General features: G+C 41.6%; 13 protein-coding genes. 7 read left to right on the top strand and 6 right to left on the bottom strand.

Annotated features, from left to right (window positions below; all coding sequences use genetic code 11):
- Positions 1-26: 26 nt before the first annotated feature.
- From A7967_RS09325 to A7967_RS09300, 6 genes are all read right to left on the bottom strand, one after another.
- Positions 27-1,649, bottom strand: a complete 1,623-nt coding sequence (locus A7967_RS09325) for an ATP-binding protein (protein ID WP_054205901.1) — start codon at positions 1,647-1,649, stop codon at positions 27-29.
- Between the two features lie 17 nt (positions 1,650-1,666).
- Positions 1,667-3,211, bottom strand: coding sequence for a tripartite tricarboxylate transporter permease (locus A7967_RS09320; protein WP_054205882.1), 1,545 nt, complete (start codon positions 3,209-3,211; stop codon positions 1,667-1,669).
- Positions 3,212-3,214: 3 nt separating this feature from the next.
- Positions 3,215-3,685 (bottom strand): tripartite tricarboxylate transporter TctB family protein, encoded by a 471-nt coding sequence (locus tag A7967_RS09315; protein WP_054205881.1) that lies wholly within the window; start codon positions 3,683-3,685, stop codon positions 3,215-3,217.
- Positions 3,686-3,696: 11 nt separating this feature from the next.
- A complete protein-coding gene (locus A7967_RS09310) occupies positions 3,697-4,677 on the bottom strand; it encodes a Bug family tripartite tricarboxylate transporter substrate binding protein (protein WP_054205880.1) in 981 nt (326 codons plus the stop codon).
- Between the two features lie 13 nt (positions 4,678-4,690).
- Entirely contained in the window at positions 4,691-5,932 is a 1,242-nt protein-coding gene (locus A7967_RS09305) for an OprO/OprP family phosphate-selective porin (RefSeq protein ID WP_054205879.1), read from the bottom strand.
- Between the two features lie 277 nt (positions 5,933-6,209).
- The gene (locus tag A7967_RS09300; RefSeq protein WP_054205878.1) at positions 6,210-7,856 is read right to left on the bottom strand and encodes a methyl-accepting chemotaxis protein; all 1,647 of its coding nucleotides are present in this window, start codon (positions 7,854-7,856) and stop codon (positions 6,210-6,212) included.
- A gap of 338 nt (positions 7,857-8,194) precedes the next feature.
- On the opposite strand from A7967_RS09300, the gene A7967_RS09295 reads away from it, so the two are divergent.
- The 7 genes from A7967_RS09295 to A7967_RS09265 all read left to right on the top strand — a co-directional run bounded on the left by A7967_RS09295 (position 8,195) and on the right by A7967_RS09265 (position 20,842).
- Positions 8,195-9,472, top strand: coding sequence for an efflux RND transporter periplasmic adaptor subunit (locus A7967_RS09295; protein ID WP_054205877.1), 1,278 nt, complete (start codon positions 8,195-8,197; stop codon positions 9,470-9,472).
- A complete protein-coding gene (locus A7967_RS09290) occupies positions 9,469-10,224 on the top strand; it encodes an ABC transporter ATP-binding protein (protein WP_054205876.1) in 756 nt (251 codons plus the stop codon). The genes A7967_RS09295 and A7967_RS09290 overlap by 4 nt, the downstream gene beginning before the upstream one ends.
- Before the next feature lies 1 nt (position 10,225).
- A complete protein-coding gene (locus A7967_RS09285) occupies positions 10,226-12,679 on the top strand; it encodes an ABC transporter permease (protein ID WP_054205875.1) in 2,454 nt (817 codons plus the stop codon).
- Positions 12,680-12,746: 67 nt separating this feature from the next.
- Complete coding sequence (locus A7967_RS09280; protein ID WP_054205874.1) at positions 12,747-14,126, top strand: sigma-54-dependent transcriptional regulator; 1,380 nt, start codon at positions 12,747-12,749, stop codon at positions 14,124-14,126.
- Positions 14,126-15,409, top strand: a complete 1,284-nt coding sequence (locus A7967_RS09275; RefSeq protein ID WP_054205873.1) for a sensor histidine kinase — start codon at positions 14,126-14,128, stop codon at positions 15,407-15,409. The genes A7967_RS09280 and A7967_RS09275 overlap by 1 nt, the downstream gene beginning before the upstream one ends.
- 92 nt (positions 15,410-15,501) lie before the next feature.
- Positions 15,502-18,462 (top strand): DUF3857 domain-containing transglutaminase family protein, encoded by a 2,961-nt coding sequence (locus tag A7967_RS09270; RefSeq protein ID WP_054205872.1) that lies wholly within the window; start codon positions 15,502-15,504, stop codon positions 18,460-18,462.
- A gap of 949 nt (positions 18,463-19,411) precedes the next feature.
- Positions 19,412-20,842 carry a sensor domain-containing diguanylate cyclase gene (locus tag A7967_RS09265; protein ID WP_054205871.1) on the top strand — a complete coding sequence of 477 codons (1,431 nt, stop codon included), beginning with the start codon at positions 19,412-19,414 and terminating at the stop codon, positions 20,840-20,842.
- The last annotated feature ends 14 nt before the right edge of the window (positions 20,843-20,856 follow it).

The following is a 20,856-nucleotide window of genomic DNA, read 5'->3' as shown; positions in this document are numbered from 1 at the left end:
ACCACGGCTTGTTACCCTAAATTACGTTATTTAGGAATATAAACGCTTAGTCGTGCGCCTTTTAAATCTGATTCACCAATTTCTAAACTCCCTCCACAGGAGTCCAAATTGGTCTTTACTAAATATAAACCAATACCGTGTTCTGCCCCGGCTTTAGAGCTGTATTGTGGCGTAAATATCACTTCGTGATCATCGCCAACACCAAAACCACTGTCTTCTACATCGAATAACAGCGTTTTACTGGTTTCATCAACGGTCACTCTTACATACGGTGTGCGTTCGTTACTTGCTCTAATTGCTGCATCAATGGCGTTATCGATCAAATTACCCAGTATTGATACCACTCGTTCGAGCATCTCGGTACGGGCTATTGCACCGAGTAGACTATCTGGGTTTAATTCCAACGTAACATTGAGTTCGCGCGCTTTGTGGTATTTACCCACCAACAAACCTGCGAGCACGGGGTCTTGAATATGCTCTAACAAATGGTGTATTTGTGCTTGCGAGCCTTGACTTTCTTGGCCGATCAGCTCAATTGCCTCATCGCTCTTTCCCATTTGGATCAGTGCGCCAATTAAATTTAATTTGTTTGAATAGTCGTGTGTTTGTACACGTAAAAGCTCTGCAAACGCTTGTACCTTAGTCAATTGCTGACTTAAATACTCCAGCTCATCGGCAGGACGCAATGTTAATAATATGCCATCTGCCTGACCTTGTACTTGCAATGAAAACCGCGACAATACCAAGCGTTTATCCGCTGCAAACAGTTCAAAACCAACCATTTTACGACGTTGATTACGCAGCAAGAACTCAGCATGCTCAGGGAGTAAGTCACTTAGCATTAAATCTTGATTTATACAGGCGGTAGGTTTGTCTAAAATCTCGCAAGCTCTTTGGGTTAATTTGCGCACTCGACCATCGGGGTCTAGAGCTATGACACCGCTGCGCATGGTGTTTAAAATGGCATCTTGCTCTGAGAATAACCGCGCAATTTCGTCAGGCTGTAAACCAAATATGGCATTTCTAACGCGCCGCCCAATAAGCACCGCCGCTATAATGCTCAAAATAACCAGTAAAACTCCCCAAATCATCACCTCTACAATGCGTTCTTGAATCAAAGGTTCAATCGATTGCACCAAGAAACCAACAGACACCAACCCGATAATATCCCCCTGCGCATCATACACAGGCACCTTGCCACGAATTGACTCTCCCAAACTCCCTTTAGCAATGGAGATATAACGCTCTCCCTGCAAGGCCGCTTGGCTATCACCACCAACCATGCGCTTACCGAGTTTATTGCTATCTGGGTGAACAACTCGATGGGCATTTTTATCGCCTATAACAATAAAATCTGCGCCAGTGAACTGGCGCAGATTTTCGATCTCTTGATTGATAGCGGTTAATTTTTGCGGATTATTTAATGCTTGAACAACATTGTTGCTCGCAGCAATACTGGTCGCCACCGCAAGGGCTTTATCACCTATGTGGTCGTTTAAGCTTTGCGCGGTAATCTGATACACCAATCCACCAAACATCAATGCTTGAAGTACGCATAACCCGGTTACCCAAATAATTAATCGCGTTTCTAAGCGCTTGGGCTTTTTAACCATGCTTTGCAATGGATTTAGTTTTTTGGTGTATTTCATCATTACCTCAGCCTACCTCACGATGCATGCTCTGATTTCACTTTAAGCGCGGCTTTATCTGCACGACGCTGGGTTATAAAGTCTTTTAATGGGAATAACAACACTAATATTGAAATAACAAAAATACTCAATGTCAGCGGGCGCTCCCACAAAAAGCTTAACGAGCCGTCAGAAATCATCATAGAGCGGCGGAAATTACGCTCAATCATGTCACCTAAAATAAAGCCTAGTAGTAATGGTGCCATTGGGAAAGCCAGTAACCGCAAGACTAAAGCGACAATAGCAAAGCCCACCATCATAAATAAATCAAAAGTATTAAAGGAGACGAGATACACGCCAATTAAGCTAAAGAACAAAATCATCACAGTCAAAACAGACTTTGGCATTGCCAGTACTTTTGCAAAATACGGGATTAACGGCAAGTTCAAAATAAGTAGCACAATATTGCCAAAGTACATGCTTACAATCACCGCCCAAAACACGCTAGGGTTTTCTTGCATTAACATAGGGCCCGGTTGAATACCGTAGGCAATTAATGCACCGAGCATAATCGCAGTTGTACCTGAACCTGGGATGCCTAATGTCAGTAATGGTACAAATGATCCCGTACATGCTGCATTATTGGCAGACTCTGGCGCTGCTAAACCGCGCAATGACCCTTTACCAAATTTCTCTTTTAGGCCTTTAGGCGCTAAGTTTCGCTCAGTTGCATAAGCCATAAAGCTGGCAATCGTTGCACCTGCGCCCGGTAATACACCTACAATAAAACCAAGAATAGACGAGCGACCAATAACAGGGGCTATATCTTTAATTTCTTCTTTAGTTAATTTGGTTGAGCCTATTTGTGGTGTGTCTGAATCATTAATGCCCTTAACGTCTTTTTTCTCCGGACGTGTAACATTAATAAGTGCTTCAGCCAGAGCAAAAGTTGCCATAGCCACCAATAAAAAACTAATACCATCAAGTAAATCAGCTTGGCCTAAAGTAAAGCGCTCAGTACCTGAGGACGGATCAATACCGACTGTTGCCAACATAAGACCAAATACGGTCATCATCATGGCTTTTAAAAATTGCCCTTTATTTGAAAATGCTGCGATTGCTGTTAAACCTAAAAACATCAGCACGACATAATCGGGAGATTGAAAGCTCAGCGACACTTTTGCCAACAGCGGCGCGGCCACCATTAATAATATTGCGCCAATTGTGCCACCAATAAAGGAGGAATAAGCAGCAATTGCCAATGCTTTACCAGCGTGGCCTTGCTTTGCAAGTGGGTAGCCATCAAAGGAAGACGCTACGGTCCCAGCAACCCCTGGTGCATTTATTAAAATAGACGAGGTTGAACCGCCAAATATTGCGCCGTAATACACTCCAGCCATTAAAATCATACCCGAATCAGCACCAATGCTGTAAGTAATGGGGATCATCAATGCAATAGCGGTAATAGGGCCCAAGCCCGGCAACATGCCGATAAAAGTACCAACAAAACACCCTATGATCACATAAAGTAAGTTGTTCCAGTCGAGTACGGTCGACAAGCCCAGCATAATTCCATCAAACATAACTTAACTCCACAGGTTGCCAGGAACCAAATAAATGCCCAGCACTTGGGTCATTAAAAACCAAAACACCACAGCAACAGGAATTGAGGCCAGTAATAAAACTGCTTTACGGCGCTCGCCCATCACAAAAAAGCCTATTAACAAAAACGCACTGGTTGAGAGTAAAAAACCAATTGGCTCTAGCATAGCGCTGTATAACACCATTAAAATTAGCAATGCCACTGTGCGCAGTACATTCGATTTTTCAAGTGTTTGCTGCTCATCACTTGGTTGCTCTTTTGGCTTTAGCAAGGTTGCTGCTATCGACAGTAAACACACAATAATACCAAATGCCGCATACACCTTAGGTAAGGTGGCTGAGGTCACTGTTTCATACTCTTCAAATGGGAGTAACGGAATTTGCCATGCAATAATGGCGTATAGGGTAAATAGCGCCAAGAATAAACTTGGCCCTAGTAATTCGCGGTTCAACATTGGCGCCTCGATTAACGTAATGTGCGAATAAAACCAAGCTCTTCCATCACGACTTTGAGCTGTGCTTCTTGTGCTTCGAGTGACTTAATGAATTGATCTTTTTCTTGAAACAGGTTTAACCAACCATTACGCGCACGGACCACTTCCCACTCAGGTGTTGTTTGTAGCTTACGTAATTTTTCAGTGTATTCTGCCAGTTTGTCGGCTGGTAAATCGGGAGCTGCAAAAAAGCCACGCCAATTCACAAATTCCATGTCATAACCTAGTGATTTAAGTGTTGGGATTTCAGGGTAATCAGGTAGTGCATCCCCTGAGGTCACAGCTAAAATACGTGCTTGACCGCCATTAGCCACTTCTAACGCTTCGCTTAGACCCGTTGAAAGCAAGTTAACTTCGCCAGATAGTAAACCAGCTTTTGCTTTACCGCCTGCATCATAAGGAATATAACGTAACCTGCGCCCATCAAGGCCTGCGGCTTTAACCGCTTGCGCTGCAACTAAGTGATCCATGCTGCCACGCGCCGAGCCACCGGCTACCTTTACCGAGCTTGGGTCTTTTTTCATTGAGGCGATCACATCTTGCCACGTTTTAAATGGCGAATCATTACGTACAACAAATGCACCATAATCGGCGATCATGCTGGCAACAGGCGTTAGATCGCGATAGCTATACGGAATTTTACCCGTTAATGCACGCAACACGATAGGTGTTGAGTTAACCATTAAAATATCGCCTTTTTTAGTCCCTGACTCAATCAAATATGCGATTGCACGGCCACCACCGCCACCCGACATATTTTGAAAAGAGGCATTATCTTCAATACCTGCTTTTACTAAGCCTTCGCCTACACCACGTGCTGTTGTATCCCAACCGCCGCCAGGACCACCGGGTACTAAAAAGTGAATATCGGCCAGTGCAAATGGACTGCTTAATATGAGCGATGCTGCAAGCACCGTCGTTTTAACTGATTTAAATGATTTGAATAAATTCATGTTCCGCTACCTCTTAAAATAAGTACTGCATACGTGCGCTAAAGCCCATACCCGAATCTTCATCACCTACAAGCGCAATTGTTCCTGGGCCTTCTACATCGCTGTAAATAAGGTTACCCATAAATTTAATATCGCTGCTAATGTAGTAAGAAGTGCCTAATGTGTAAGTTGTTACTTCAGTGCCTTGCGTACTGCTTGTTGCGTCCATTTGCGATACACGAGCAACAAGTTCCCATGCGTCTTTAACGCCTTTAGGCTGTACAAATAACGCAGAACCCGCTTTGTACTGGCGCTGCTCGCCCCCTAGAAAGTAACTGGCTGATACATGAAAACCATCAAAGCGCTCACCATCAAGGGCGTCGGCGCTATTTACGGCATCAAGTGAACGACTGGCGTATTCCGCCTCAAGAGTGAGTGAGTCAGCTTGAAAAGCAAACTCAAGACCTGTTTGCGATAAACTATCTAATGCGACAGCATCACCACCAACAGCGTAATCCACCAAGCGCACATTGGTTTCGCGAATTTCACCACGGGCAAAACGCGCCCCTAATTCATTACCACCCATATCACGATATGAATGCCACGCACCTAGGTGAATAACATCGCCCGGCGACGCGCTCGACCACGTTAAACGCCCTGTTGCGGCAAGTGTTAAGTTATCATCTTCATCATGGCCTGATGCACCAAATGCATCGTTTTTATACACACCAACGGCATAACGCACGCCACTGTCTTTAAAATATTGATAAGCCGATACACCCCAACGGAAAAACGGTGAGAAAGTATTTGCTAAGGTACTACGCTCAATCGTGTTGATATGCTTAGAACTCGTTAACGCATTAAGCGACATATCTTCACGGATTTTACCCACCTTCACTTTTAGGCCGTTATCGAATGCATAACGCACACGCGCCATCACGATTTCAGCTGTGCCCTCGCCAAACTCAAGCAATAATTTGTGATCCCAATTACCGTGCTCACTTTCCACGTACGTACGAATACGGCGCGGGAAAAAATCACTGCCAGCATCACCGTCATTATTTGCGTTATATGCACCATTAAAGTAATTGTAATCAAGCTGAACGCGGCCACCAAACTCAAGGTCAAATGCTTTGTTGCCTTTCATTGAGTCGACTTCTTTTTGTAGCTCATCCAATTGCTGCTGTAGTTTTTGTGTATCGTTGTCGGCCAACACAGAGGTACTTGCTAACGCTGCTGCAACAGCTAACGCCAGTTGTGTATTACTTGCTTTCATTGTTTTACTCCACACCAATTATTTTAGTTTTGTTGTCATTAAGATGAGCTACTGCACACTGCCATCTAACTTCGAGCATAGTGTTAACGTGAGATTAACGAAATGTTTAGAAGTTAAGCTGCATTGATCTGTTTAAAATGCATTTAGCGCATAAAAACCACGCACAATATGCACAAAAAGAACGAGCAATAACTCATTGATAGTCATCTATTATTTAACGGGGATTAGCTAATTTAAGCGGATTAAGGGGCAGCATATACTCAAGCCCCTTCATTACTTATACTTTGAAGTTGCTTACTAAGTTGTCTAGCTGTTGACACTGCTGCGCCAATGCTTGGCATGCACGTTCAGCATGATCTACTTTTTCGAGCATATTACCGCTTGATGTAGCGATGCGCTGCACATTGATATTCACGTCTTCACTCACTTGGCTTTGCTGCGTCGCCGCTGTAGCTATTTGCATGTTCATATCATTAATGATGGTGACGGCATCATTAATGCGCTGCACCGATTGCGCCGCCCCGCGAGAGTGCTCAATAGTTTGCTGCCCGCTTTTAGTGCTCGCTTGCATTGCACTAACGGCCTGATTAGTCCCTTGCTGAAGCTTTTCAATCATGGCATTAATTTCACCAGTGCTGTCTTGTGTACGACTCGCTAACGAGCGCACTTCATCAGCAACCACAGCAAAACCACGTCCTTGCTCACCGGCTCTAGCGGCTTCAATGGCTGCATTTAGTGCGAGTAAATTTGTTTGATCGGCAATCCCGCGAATAACATCAAGCACAGTGGCAATGTTCATCACATCTTGCTCTAGGGTGTTTATTACATCACTTGATGCTGAAATGTCGGTTACAAGTTGATTAATTAACGAGATAGTTTCTTCGATAGTCGCTTTTGCCACGTTTGCATCGTTATTTGCGTTACTTGTAGCGCTAGCTGCATCGTTAGCATTATGGCTAACATTATCGCTGGTGGTACTCATTTCATTAACCGCCGCAGCCACCTGCTCACTTTCAACTTGCTGATTACTGGCTTCGTTTAGCACACTGGCTGTAATAGTACGTAAGTTTGCCGTTTCAGTGCGTACCTGCTCAGCCGAACCAACAACTGCAAGTACCGTGTTATGAATTTTACTTATAAAAGTATTAAATGAACGCGCTAATGAACCCATTTCATCTTGCGATTCAATATTTAAACGCTGGGTTAAATCACCTTGCCCGCAAGCTATGTTTTCAAGTGCGAGTTGCATTTGCTTTAATGGCGCTAAAATAACGCCTGATAACAACCACGTAGCAGCAATCGATAATACAAAACTTAATAACATGCCAAATTGCAGTGCATAACTTGCCGAGGTTTGTTGCTCGTCAATCTCAATGAGTGAATTTGAAAGTTTAGCGTCTATTTCATCACGCATGGTAGTAACGTTTTTGCGAATGCGGCCAAGCACCGTTTCCATATCTTGTTTATGTTCAGCTAAATAACTTGCTGCTAAAGCATGATCACTAAATAACCCTTGATAATAACGAGACCAAATAACTACATCGGCTTTTATATTATCGATTCGCTGTGCATTTATCGCATCGATGTAACCTGAATCAACCAACTTTAATGGACTTGAAAGACGAGCATCTACACGCGCTATATTGCTTCTATACTCGTCTTGCTGAATTAAATAGTTTTGCTTATCACCTTGGCCTAACACCATGCTTAAGCCAGCGGTTTTTACTTGGAATAGATCGCGATAACCATCTTCTAGATCATCAAGTACAGTGCGCACTTCTAAACTTATAAAGCTATTAAGACGTGCCTGCTCTTTAAATGTATAAAGAACATACCCTGACAACACAGAAAATATAACTAGGGCAACAACCACAGGAATAGCAAATTTAACCCTAAAGCTAAGGTTATTTATTAATTGACTCATTTTTGATCACTTATTGATTTACAGGCAGAAGGAAATACGAGGACAGCAATAAAAAATAACGTTATGTACCTGAAAAGACAAATAAATTAAATGAACAAAAAGCCCAAAAAGAACAAAACAACAGCCATTTTGGAAAGATTAATTTTGAGGGCTGAATAAGGCCGCGACCACATCAATATTTAAAAATCACTTTACTCCCATTTTTAAATTCATATTCCCATCGATGGGAAAACCCATGCATCCATAAATATTTAATTTATTTATTTTCAATAAGTTAACCTTTGGCATAAAACTGGCTTTATCTGGTTAATTATTTTTGATAACGAATAACACATACCATGGATATAGACAGCACCTTAGCGCGAAGTAATAAACCAACGTCGCGTAAAAAGCTCATTATTGGTTTATTGATTATTGGCTGCGGATTAATTGCTTTTGCTTTACAGCAGTGGCTTGCTCCTCATTCATTAGCGGCCAGTCAGCTGCAAATTGTCAGCGTAACCCAAGCTGACTTTGTGGTAAAAATTCGTGGGTTTGGCCGCTTAAAATCAAAGCACCAGCGTTACTTAACCAATACTGATACCGCCATGGTCGAAGCAATTCATGTTTACCCTGGCACGCGAGTTAGTAAAGACACGGTTATTTTAAGCCTCGTAAATCCACTTCAAGCGCAGCGTTTATCAGTCGCACGGTTAGAGTTAGCGAGGCAAAAAGCCAGCGTTAACGAACAAATAATCAATCAAAAAAGTCAACTGCTAGAGCGCGAAGCAAACCTGACTATTTTAAAAAGCGATCTTGAAAGTGCCCAGCTGCGTGCAGAGGCCGAAAGTAAATTGATCGAGCAAGGTATTGTCTCTAGCCTTGATTACAAACGCAGTTTATTAACCGTTAAACAGCTAGAACAACGTGTAGATATTGAAAAACAGCGCTTAGCCCAATTAGCCGATATGCACCATGAACGCAGCAAAATTCAGCAAGAGCTATTGAGCCAATTTGAACTAAATTACCAAGTACAACAACAAGCTTTTAATGATTTACAAATAACCGCAGGGATTGATGGCATGCTGCAAGCACTTAATGTAGAGCTTGGTCAAAATCTCACGCCGGGCACACGGCTTGCCGTCGTTGGCTCTGATGCAGTCCTTAAGGCTGAATTGAGTATTCAACAAAGTGAAGCTGAAAAAATAGCGTTAAATATGCCCGCTAAAGTAAATACATTTAGCGCAGGTGAAAGTAGCGAAGTATTGGCTAAAGTCACTCGTATTGACCCTATCGTCAGTGACGGCCGTGTAATGATTGAGCTTGATTTAACAGGTACGCTGCCAGCTAACGCTCGCCCCGACTTAAGCATTGAAGGCTATGTAATAAGTCACATCATACCGAACGCTCTGACCATTAATTTACCCATAAAAGCACAAGCAAATAGCAATGCCATGCTTTTTAAGCTCAACCCCACCACTCATTTAGCCCACCCAACTAAAATTGAATTTGGTACACTCAGTGATAACAAAATTCAACTTTTAAGCGGCGCAAAAGTGGGTGAACAGCTGATCATTTCAGATCTCTCTAAATGGCAGCATTTGGCAACTATAAAAATAGAACAGGAAAGTTTATGAACGCAAATACGCTTATCTCATTAAAAAATATCGCCAAGGTTTACCGCAGCCAAAGTGTTGAAACCTACGCTTTAAAGAATATTGACCTTGCTATAACGCAAGGCGATTACATCTGCATTAGTGGTCCATCAGGGTGTGGTAAATCAACGCTACTGTCTTTACTTGGCTTACTCGACAGCCCTACCGAAGGGCAATATTTAATTAAAAACGTCGATACTAAAACCCTTGATATGGACCAACAAGCAGAGCTACGTAATTTACACATTGGCTTTATTTTTCAGTCTTTTAATTTAATAGATGAACTCTCGGTGTTTGATAACGTGGCGCTCCCGCTTACTTATCGAGAACCAGCTATGAGCCAAGCCGATATTCAAAGTGCGGTAAAGCATGCGCTTGATGAAGTTGAAATGGGGCATCGTGCTCAGCATAAACCAAACCAGCTATCTGGTGGGCAACAACAACGTATTGCCATTGCCCGCGCCCTTGCCGGTAAACCAAGTATTTTATTGGTCGATGAGCCAACCGGTAACCTCGATTCTAAAAATGGTGATGCAGTGATGGACTTACTTGATGCGCTAAACCAAAAAGGCACCACCATTTGTATGGTAACCCATGATTTACGTTACGCAGGACGTGCAAAAACTCAGCTAAAATTACTCGATGGCGAAATTATCTCGTATTCGCAGGCGCGCCAAGATGCACACACTGAAAATACCAGCGCTGTACCCGCTAATACTGCCGAGGTAATTTAACATGAGCCGTTTAACTAAAACACGTAGTCAACTGCGCTTGGCGTGGGCATCACTGATGAACGCACCGGGGTTTGTTACCGCCGTTGTTGCCACCTTGGCGCTCACTCTCGCAACGTTATTTGTAGTGCTAAGTCTGGTTAATAGTTACTTTTTAAAACCCCTTGATGTGTTTGACGAAACCCGCATGGTGGTGGTTGAGCAAAGCCTAACCTATGACGACTATGATGCGGTTGGCTTTCAAAGTTACCAGTCAATTGTGCATTGGCTTAAAAACAACCAAAGCTTTGAACAAGCTTTTATGATGAATGCCGCTGAAAATGTTTTTTTATACTTAGACGGCCAACCAAAAAAGGATGTGCTGTATGTGGGTGGTGAATATTTTGAGCTCCTACATACTCCTTTTTTACTCGGACATGGCTTTAAAAAGGGCGGAACTTTAGAGGAAGCTGATAATAGCGCGGTCATTTCAGAGAAGTTCTGGAAAGAACATTTTAATAGTGACCCTGATGTAATTGGTAAGTCCTTAAAAACAGCCAGTGAGATTGAAGGTGATGGGCATATAATAACGGGGGTTGTAGCGGCTAATTTCAGCCCACCCTACATGATTAAAGCGGGCTCTGTTGATGTGTGGTATCCAACCAGTTCTGACCGTCGATTTTTCCATAATGATGACTGGCAAAGCCCGTGGACCAACACCTTTAGAAACTTAAAACTGATTGCAGTATTAAAACCTAGCGTCACTAACGAGCAAGTAAAAACCGACTTAAAAGCTCAAATTGATACGATTAAATCCCAGTGGCTTAATAATGGCGGTATAACTGATGTAAAGCCCGTTGTTACACCGTATCGCGAAGTTGAACTTGGTAATAATGATCAACTTAGTTTAATGATGCTTGCAGGTGCAGTAGGGCTATTGATCATCGCTGTACTGAACGTCAGTACCTTGTTTTTCTCGCGCGCATTAGCACAGCATAAAACCTTAGCACTGCAAGCCGTACTGGGCGCAAAACGTAAAACTTTATTTAGCAGCATTTTACTGCAATCACTCATTTTAATGAGCATATCGGTCAGTATTGCTTTGTTTTTATCTATTTGGGGTATTCGGTTATTTAAAGTACTTGCAGAAGGACGTTTACCATTAGTAAACAGCTTGGCTGTTGACCTTAATTTGGTGCTGATTGCGGTAGTTATGTGCATTGCTCTCGCATATATATTTTCGATGATTACCGCACGTTTAGTTAACTACAAAACCTTAAATAACCAAGTGCAAAACAGTGGCAAAGGCGGCGTGTCGCAAGTATCTGGGCGTACTGTGCGTATACTAATTGGCACACAAATGTTTGTGGCCGCTTTATTAGTTAGCTTTTCAATTATGATTGTTAGCAAAGCACTCGACACCATTAATCGCCCACTGGGTAGCGACACTCAAAACCTGTACTTTGCACAGTTATTTCAAACCAATAACAATGCAACACTGGCTGAGCGCTACGAGCAAATTAAGCAGTATCAAAAAGTATTACAAAATAGTGAGGGCATTAAAGATGTTGCTATTGGGCAAAGCCCGGTATCCGCAAGGCAAAATGCCAATACCTTGACCGATGTTGAAGGTAAAAGCTCAATCTTCTTTCCAAGCCAGTGGGTCGGGCCTGATTACTTTGATTTAGTGGGCACAAAAATACTCGCTGGGCGTACTTTTAGTGAGCAAGCAATGCGCGGTGAAACTAACGAGCTATTGGTATCTATCAGTGTCGCTAAATGGCTATTACCCGATCAAGAGTACACAAATGTTATCGGTAAAAGCTACAAAGGCCTTGAAGATAAAATGTTTGAAATTGTCGGCATAACGGAGGATTTTAACCATCCTAAATATTATGATGAATCATTTGGTCGGCATATGTGGTGGCCGGCACAGCCTTGGAGCTATATGTTTGTTATTGAAACAGAGCAAGGTGTTGAGCTTACCAGTAAGCAAGTTTTAAGTTTATTAAGAAAAGCCAATAGTCACCTAACGTTATGGCAATTTAGAGACTTACAACAAGAGTACGATGATTTATTGTATATGAGCCACCTAACCGTTGCACTATGTAGTACCTTGGCATTATTTACTCTATTATTAGCAGCAATAGGCATCTTTGGCGTGTTGAGCTATAACTTAGGCCTGCGCCGTTATGAGTTTGGTATTCGCATGGCGCTCGGCGCTAAAAAGATACGCTTATTTAAACTCATGAGTAAAGAAGCTGTTATTCCCGTACTCATTGGCTTTATTCTGGCCATAGCAACCGTATTGGCGGGTTACTTTATGCTACAAGAACAGCTAATATCGTGGTTAATTATGGACGTGCGACTACAATTAATAGCATGGACAATTACCTTGATTATTGCCATGTTTGCCTGCTTTAGACCACTATTGCTGTTAATTAAAGCCAAACCTATGGCCGCGCTTCGTAACGACTAAGCGAATATTGTTTACCCACCAAGCAAAAGCAAAGCAATTTGCTTTTGCTTGAAACAAGAAGAACAAAATGGACACAATTTTAGTTATCGACGACCAAGCCGATGTGCGCATGGCCGCCATCGTGGCGTTAAATCAAATTGGCTATCAATGCATTGAAGCACAAGGCCCAGAGCAGGCAATGGGCCTAATTAATAGCAGTACTATTAGCCTGATATTGCTAGATATGAATTTTAAACTCGACACCACCTCAGGCGACGAAGGGCTGCGATTTTTAAAACAACTACAGTCGCTTGGCTCAACAATACCCGTGGTGGTAATGACCGCATGGGCCAGTGTTGATGTTGCCGTAAAAGCAATGCAATTAGGCGCGCTAGATTTTATAGAAAAACCGTGGAACAACTTGCGCTTAACGGCGGTAGTACAACAGCAACTCAAACAGCAAAAAACCAGCCACGACAATGCTTGTTTAAAAGCCTTAAACACCACTAAAAATGCCGATTACATTGCCAATTCCCCCGCTATGCGGCAACTACTTACACGCGCTAAACGCGCAGCAAAAACCGATGCCAGTATTTTAATCACCGGTGAAAATGGCACCGGAAAAAGCTTATTAGCACAGTATATTCATCAGCATTCTAACCGTTGTGAACAACGTTACGTGAGCGTAAATATTGGCGCTATTGCCCCCTCATTATTTGAAAGCGAGTTATTCGGCCATAAAAAAGGCGCGTTTACCGATGCCAAAGAAGACCGCCTAGGCCGCTTTGAAATAGCCAACGGCGGTACCTTATTTTTAGATGAAATAGCCACCCTGCCGCTTGAACTGCAAAGTAAAATGCTGCGTGTGCTAGAAAGCCAAGAGTTTGAAGTATTAGGCTCAAGCCAAACGCAAATAGCCGATGTACGGATTATTGCTGCCACCAACGCACAGCTTGCCAAAGCGATTGAAGAGGGAGAATTTCGCCGCGATTTACTATTCAGGCTCAACACTATTGAGCTACATATTCCACCACTGCGCGAACGAGTAGAAGATATTATTGAGCTGGCAAACCACCTACTCACAACTCATGGTAGAAAATATAAACGCACAAATATGACACTTACGACACACGCAATGACTGCCCTCACGCAATACAGTTGGCCGGGCAATGTACGCGAACTTAGCCATTGTATTGAACGCGCCGTGATCATGAGCGATAACGACAACATTACAGCCAATGATTTAATTTTAGAACAACCCAGCAGTGAGGTCAGTCATAGTGCAGCAGGTGATAAATCATTACCTTTATTGCCACTGGAAGAGCTTGAAAAACAAATGATTCAAAAAGCACTGGCCGAATTTAATGGCAATGTCATTGCCGCAGGCGAGTTTTTAGGGCTCAGTAAGTCGGCCATATATCGTCGTATTGATAAGCATCAGCTCGATTTAAAAGAAGCAGACAGTTAATGCCAAACGTGCTCTCATTTGAACAACGTATTAAGCGGTATATTTATTTAGTTGCCGCAGTCTTACTCTTACTGTGCGGCTTGCTCGCCATTGCATGGGATGTTGATTGGTTTACCAGCGCCAGCATTTTATTACCAATAGCAGCGCTTGCGATAGGCGGTTTAGTTAAATGCTACCGACTCATTACTGATGTGATAGATCGCTTTGGCCTGCAATTAGATGCGTTAGCGAACGATGAAAGTAACAGCTGGCATTTAGCGCAATATCAAGGCGGGCGTATTAGCGGTCTAAAAACTGATTTTAATAAGCTCAGAAACAAAATTGCTAAAAATAAACGCCATTATATGCAAACCGAAGAGTTTGTATTTGAGTTTGTTGGCATGCTTGATTTACCCATTGTTATTTTAGACCCTCACGGGCTTATATATTTTACCAATCAAGCATTTTTAAATAGCTTAACCAACTCAACCATTGATGGTTTAACAGCTAACAATCTCGGCCTCACTTACAGCCAAGGCAATTGGCAACAAAACGATGAATCACGCTTTGAGCAGCGTTTTCATATTTCATCACAAACTTTTTGGCGCGCCGGGCGAAGCTATGAACTACTCACTTTATTTTCTATCGAGCAGCAATTACGTGCCAATGAAAAGCAGGTATGGCAACGCTTAATTAGGGTTCTTAATCATGAAGTAAGAAACTCTCTAACCCCTATTTATTCAATGAGCCAATCATTGCAACTGATGAAACAGCAAGGGCAGATCAATAAAGAGCCTGACTTAGCCAGCGACATGCTGCTAGTAATTGAAAAACGTGCTCAGCATTTACTCGACTTTGTGGCCAGCTACAGCGCATTTTCGCAGTTACCTGCAGCAAAAAAACAAGCGGTGACGAACGAGACAATTAACCTTAGATTACATGCTTTATTTCCACAGCTCGTCATTAAAGCCGCTGAGATTCAGCACTTTAATGTTGATCTTGGGCAGTTAGAACAAGCACTAATAAACCTAATTAAAAACGCTTTTGAAGCAGGAGGCAAACACGCACCAACACTTAATTGGCAGCAGCAAAGTGATAAGGTCATTATTGAGCTGCTCGATAGCGGTACTGGTATTACAAATCCCGACAACCTATTTGTGCCCTTTTATTCAACTAAAGAACAAGGAGCTGGCATAGGCTTAGTTATAAGCCGCGAACTTATTCGTAACCAAAGTGGTCAACTACAGTTATTAGCCAATCCTCATTGCCAAGGTACACGTGTATTAATTACCTTACCGAAATAAAGAATCCTCTTCATTTTATTGGCTTAAAAGCAATAGCTTGGTAATCTAACGCCTATAGGGAATACCAAAAACCAACCAAAAGAAGAACAATAATGAAATGGACTCAGTTAACCAGCCTCGCTCTTAGCGTGTGCTTTTTAGTTATAAGTTTTTATAGCACCAGCCAAGAATACCAAATACAAACTGCCGATAGTTGGGTAAAAAAACACCCCCTCATTGAAACTGACATTCCCGTTAACCAAATTATCGATGGTACTTACTATTTACTCCTCGATACCCAAATCAACGTTTCACAGCAGCAACCCACGCAACGCTATACGCGCACAGTTATGCAGGCCGTGAATCAAAGTGGTATTGATTATATCAGCCAACTAAATTTAGATTTTGATCCCAGTTATCAAACCCTCACCCTGAATGGGCTGGGCCTTATTCGTGATGGCCAATACATAGATAAACTCACCAGCGCGCAATTTAAGGTTTTACAACGAGAAACTGAATTAGCCAATGGCATCTACAACGGCAGCCTTACTTTAAATATTATTGTTGATGACATGCGCGTAAACGACAAACTCGACTACAGCTTTACGATTACAGGGCGTAATCCTGTTTATCAACACTTTAGCGTGTCTCGTACGTTAAACTGGTCAGTGCCCGTTGCACAACAATTTATGCGTGTGCTGTGGCAAAAATCAACGCCACTTTATATTAATACTGTCAATGGTGAGACTGATATAAAAGACACTCCGCTTGCTGTTGGGCATGACTATCAAATCAGCTTACGTAATCAAGCAACTGTTGCATCTTCAAATCAAACACCACGTTGGTATAGCCCTTATAAACAGGTTTTTTTCTCTGAATTAAACACATGGCAAGAGGTCACCGAGTGGGCTATTCCTTTATATCAATCTGCCATTGAGGTCACTGCTAGCGTTGCGCAAGTTGCCGATGATATTACTATGCAGAACCTCCAAGTCACTGATCGCATTGCCGCAGCCTTGAAGTTTAGCCAAGATGAAGTGCGTTATTTGGGCTTGGAAATGGGCACAAACTCACACCAACCAACACCCGCATCAGAAACTCTTGAACTGCGCTATGGCGACTGCAAAGACAAAACAGTGCTCCTTATATCATTACTCAAAGCGATGGGGATCCCAGCTTACCCAGCTCTGGTAAACACCGAAGAGGGCAAGCGCTTAAATCGGCTTCCCCCTTCTGCGAACCAGTTTGACCACGTTATTGTTACACTTGAATATGCGGGACAACGTTATTGGTTAGACCCAACGATAAGCTATCAAACGGGAAGCTTAGAGCACCTAGCTCAACCAAACTATGGCTATGCATTAATCATTAAACCTTTTGAGCAGCAGCTCACAAAAATGACGCCACCTGTTGACGGTCTGAGAATTAAAACCACTGATAACTACACCATAGCGCAAAACCGTGAACAACCAGCAACCTTCCAAACTAGCTATTTGTATAGCGGATTTGAAGCCATAAATAGACGCAGCTCACTAGCACGCAACGGCCTTGATCAAATAGCCAAAGACTACCTTGAGTATTACCAAGGCTACTTTAAAGGTCTAACTATTGATCAGCCGATGACAGTGACTGAAAATGCCAATAATGGTGAACTTTTAAGCAATGAGTTTTATTTGATTGATGATTTTTGGCAACCTGCTGACCCAGATCTAAGAGCTGATTTTTATGCCTCAGAGATTCAAAACAGTGTTTACGAACCAGATCAAATTACGCGTACCGCTCCGCTCTATTTCCAGTACCCAAATAACATTGAAACAACCATTAAAGTTAAATTTGAAGAACAAAATTGGCAATTTGATAACGAACAAGTCGAAGTTGATAACCCTTTCTTTTACTTTAAAAAGAATATTCACTTTGCTGAAAACACCCTCACGCTTAATTTTTCATTTAGCGCCAAACAAGACCATATTCCAGCGGATCAAATCAAGCTATACCTTGATGAACGAGAAAAACTGATCGATCACACTCACTTTGGCATTATTAAATATATTGATGGCGAAGCGACTACAAGTGATTCTGGCGGGTTGGATCTCGAAGACAGTTGGATCATTGTTTTGCTATGTGTGTACCTTATAGGCATGGTGTTCTTTATAGTGGCATGGCGCATAGAATCAGCAAAACGCCCAACCTTCAATAACACTCATTTTTACCCTGTATCGAACGCTAAATTTATTATTTATAGCATATTTACCTTAGGGCTATTTATTAACTACTGGAGCTACCGTAACTGGCTGGCGATAAAAGCACAGCAAGATAGCCATATAATGCCGATTGCTCGTGGGATTTTTGCACTGTTTTTCTTCTACTCTTTATTTTTAGAGCTACTTGCACACAGCCAAGAGCACCATAAAAAAAATAAAATCATGCCAAATGCACTAGCCTTAATTGGCTGGTTACTACTTATAGTAATTACAGCCACTACACGTTTTAGTGACTATGCAACTATTGGATTATGCATTATCCCACTCATTTGGCTACCGCTGGTGAACTATATTCAGCATATAAATCAATCATCTGAAGCACTGATATATAACTCTAAATGGCGTATAAGAAACATCGTTATCAGCATAATTTGGGCACCAATTTTATTTTTAGGGCTGCTGCAAGAGGCTTATTTATTACCCGGCGCATCAATTGTCAAAGGTGAAAAGCTATGGCCATTTCAGGTGCAATTTTTACAACGCCAACAACTAATGCCCATTGATGAAGATATTTTATATTTTTACAGTGATGCTTTTTTTGATTTTCGTAGTGACGGTAATGGCATTACTGACAACTATATATTTAGCTATTGGCAAAATGAACAAGGGCAGCTTGAATCACGATTAAAGCACTTTAAAGATATTACGAGTATAGAAGTAACCTATGGAAAAACGAAATTTGATAACACCGTGATTAAGGTTATCGATACTGAGCAACAATACTTTTTACTTATCATCGATAGCGAAGGGCAAACAGATAAAGAGCTTGCAGAACAAATAAATCGTCGCCTTGACCATTACAAATCACTTTAGCTCCATTAGGGCTAACAGTAACTCTTTGCTTTATTTGTACTTTTTACAAAAAACAAAATAAATGAGAATTATTTGCAAATGGGTGTTGACAGATTTATAGATCTAACTGATAATCAATATCAACAAGACGGCAAAGTACTACGACTTGTACGGAATAAACTGATTTGTTTCTCGACCCTGAAACACGTGTGGCGCACGTAAACAGCCAAGGTTACCTGTTGCTAACCGCAACGCCCCTTGATGTTGACGACAGATAACCGCCCTACTATTTTACTTGCTACATTGCTCATATCGGTGACGGTAGATATGATACTAAAAAGCCCTTACGGGCTTTTTTTATGCCTGAAATTCAACAGCAGCACAGCACCATAAACTCCCCGAAAACCTTCTTTTTTAATGTTAATTAAAATACCAACATGATAATGAGAATAATTTTCAATTAGGTGTTGACACTCATTTAAATCTAACTGATAATCAATATCAACAAGGCGGCAGCGCACAACGACTTGTACAGAATAAACTGATTTGTTTCTCGACCCTGAAACACGTGTGGCGCACGTAAACAGCTAAGGTTATCTGTCACTAACCGCAACGCCCCTTGATGTTGGTGACAGATAACCGCCCTACTATTTTACTTGCTACATTGCTCATATCGGTGACGGTAGATATGATACTAAAAAAGCCCTAACGGGCTTTTTTTATGCCTGTTAATTAATAGCTTATTATCACAAAAGGTCGACACGCCCTAATAGCTTATTCAGCTTTGAATAATAAAATAAGCAGAATTATTTCTCGTTCTTCACTCCAATACTAAAATGGAGTAAACTCTGCCGCTATTGTTATTCATGGCGCTTATTACATTGAATAAATGAATTATTTAATTCGCTAAAATAGTCATATTCTAAATAGAATTAGTATGATTATCGACTCTAAGGTATGGATGCTTTTTATGTTACTGATGCGCAAAAAATACAATACCATCTTGCTCGGCTTCCTACTTTGCGGCTTTATACTTACCAGTTGGTTAAGTTTTAACCTCGCCCATAACTCAATTAGTAAAGAGACAGTCAACCCACTCTCCCTGACTCAAGATACTGTCTACTCTGAAATACAAGAAGATTTAATGCAGCCCATTTACGCTGCTAAAAATATGGCTAACAATACTTTTTTAAGGCGCTGGGCAGTCCAAGGGGAATCTAAACCTGAACTCTTAATTGAATACCTTAAGTACATAAAACAAGATATAAATATCGACATCAGCTTTTTTGCATCAAGCCAATCTGGGGTTTTTTATCATGATGGTGAGGGTGTTATCAGTGGCTCTGAAAATTTCACTCAGCAACAATGGTTTATTGCCGCCATTAACTCCCCCCATGATTACGTTATTAACATTGATCAACATCATTTAACGCCCTCAAAATATACTTTGTTTATAAATTACAAAGTGGTTGATGCACACGAAAATATAATTGGTATTGCAGGCGTTGGGATCACACTTTCAAAACTAAAAAAAATCATTACCCAGTATCAGCGTCACTATCATCGTAAAATCTATTTTATTGATGAGCAAGGCTCTATAACACTCCAAGCGAGCTCTGAGCCGACAAAACTCAACAACATACATCAAAATGATGAGTTATTACCTTATCTAGATAATATATTTTTAAAGCAACAAACTGCATTTGAATTTGAATACAATTCACAGCCAGCCATTTTACATAGCCGCTGGGTGGAGCAATTAGGATGGTATTTAATTATAGAGCACCATAACAAAGGTACGTCGTCATTGGTAAGCCAAGAGATACTCTCCAGCTTATTACTAAGTGGGTCCCTCATTTTACTCGTGCTATGTTACGCCCATCGCACATTTGATAAGTATCAGCGACAAATAGAAGCGATAGCATCCTTTGACAAGCTTTCTAACGCACTAAATCGCCAAGCTTTTGATCCATTATTGACTCAACACGTCATACAAGCCCAACAAAAACAACAACGCCTAAGTTTAATACTGCTAGACATTGACCACTTTAAACATATTAATGATAGTTACGGACATTTAGCAGGAGATAAAATAATTCAGCAAGTTGCCCTTACTTGTCAACAAGTAGCGCAAGATAATGATGTGGTTTGTCGATGGGGTGGTGAAGAGTTTATTGTACTCCTACCGCACAGTGATCTCGCTAAAGCACAGCAAACAGCTGAGCAAATAAAACACCAGCTAAAAAACATGGTTCAAGTACAAGAAATTGCAGTGACAGTCAGCTTTGGTGTAGCGCAATATCAAATAAAGGAATCTGACGAGTCTTTTATTTCTCGTGCTGATAACGCCCTACTCCAAGCTAAAAGACTAGGGCGAAACCGTATTACGTTAGCAAGCTAACGCTTAACAACTAG

Source organism: Pseudoalteromonas neustonica (assembly GCF_001653135.1).
In the GTDB taxonomy this organism is placed as follows: Bacteria; Pseudomonadota; Gammaproteobacteria; order Enterobacterales; family Alteromonadaceae; genus Pseudoalteromonas; species Pseudoalteromonas neustonica.
This window is presented reverse-complemented; position numbering and strand designations above follow the sequence as displayed.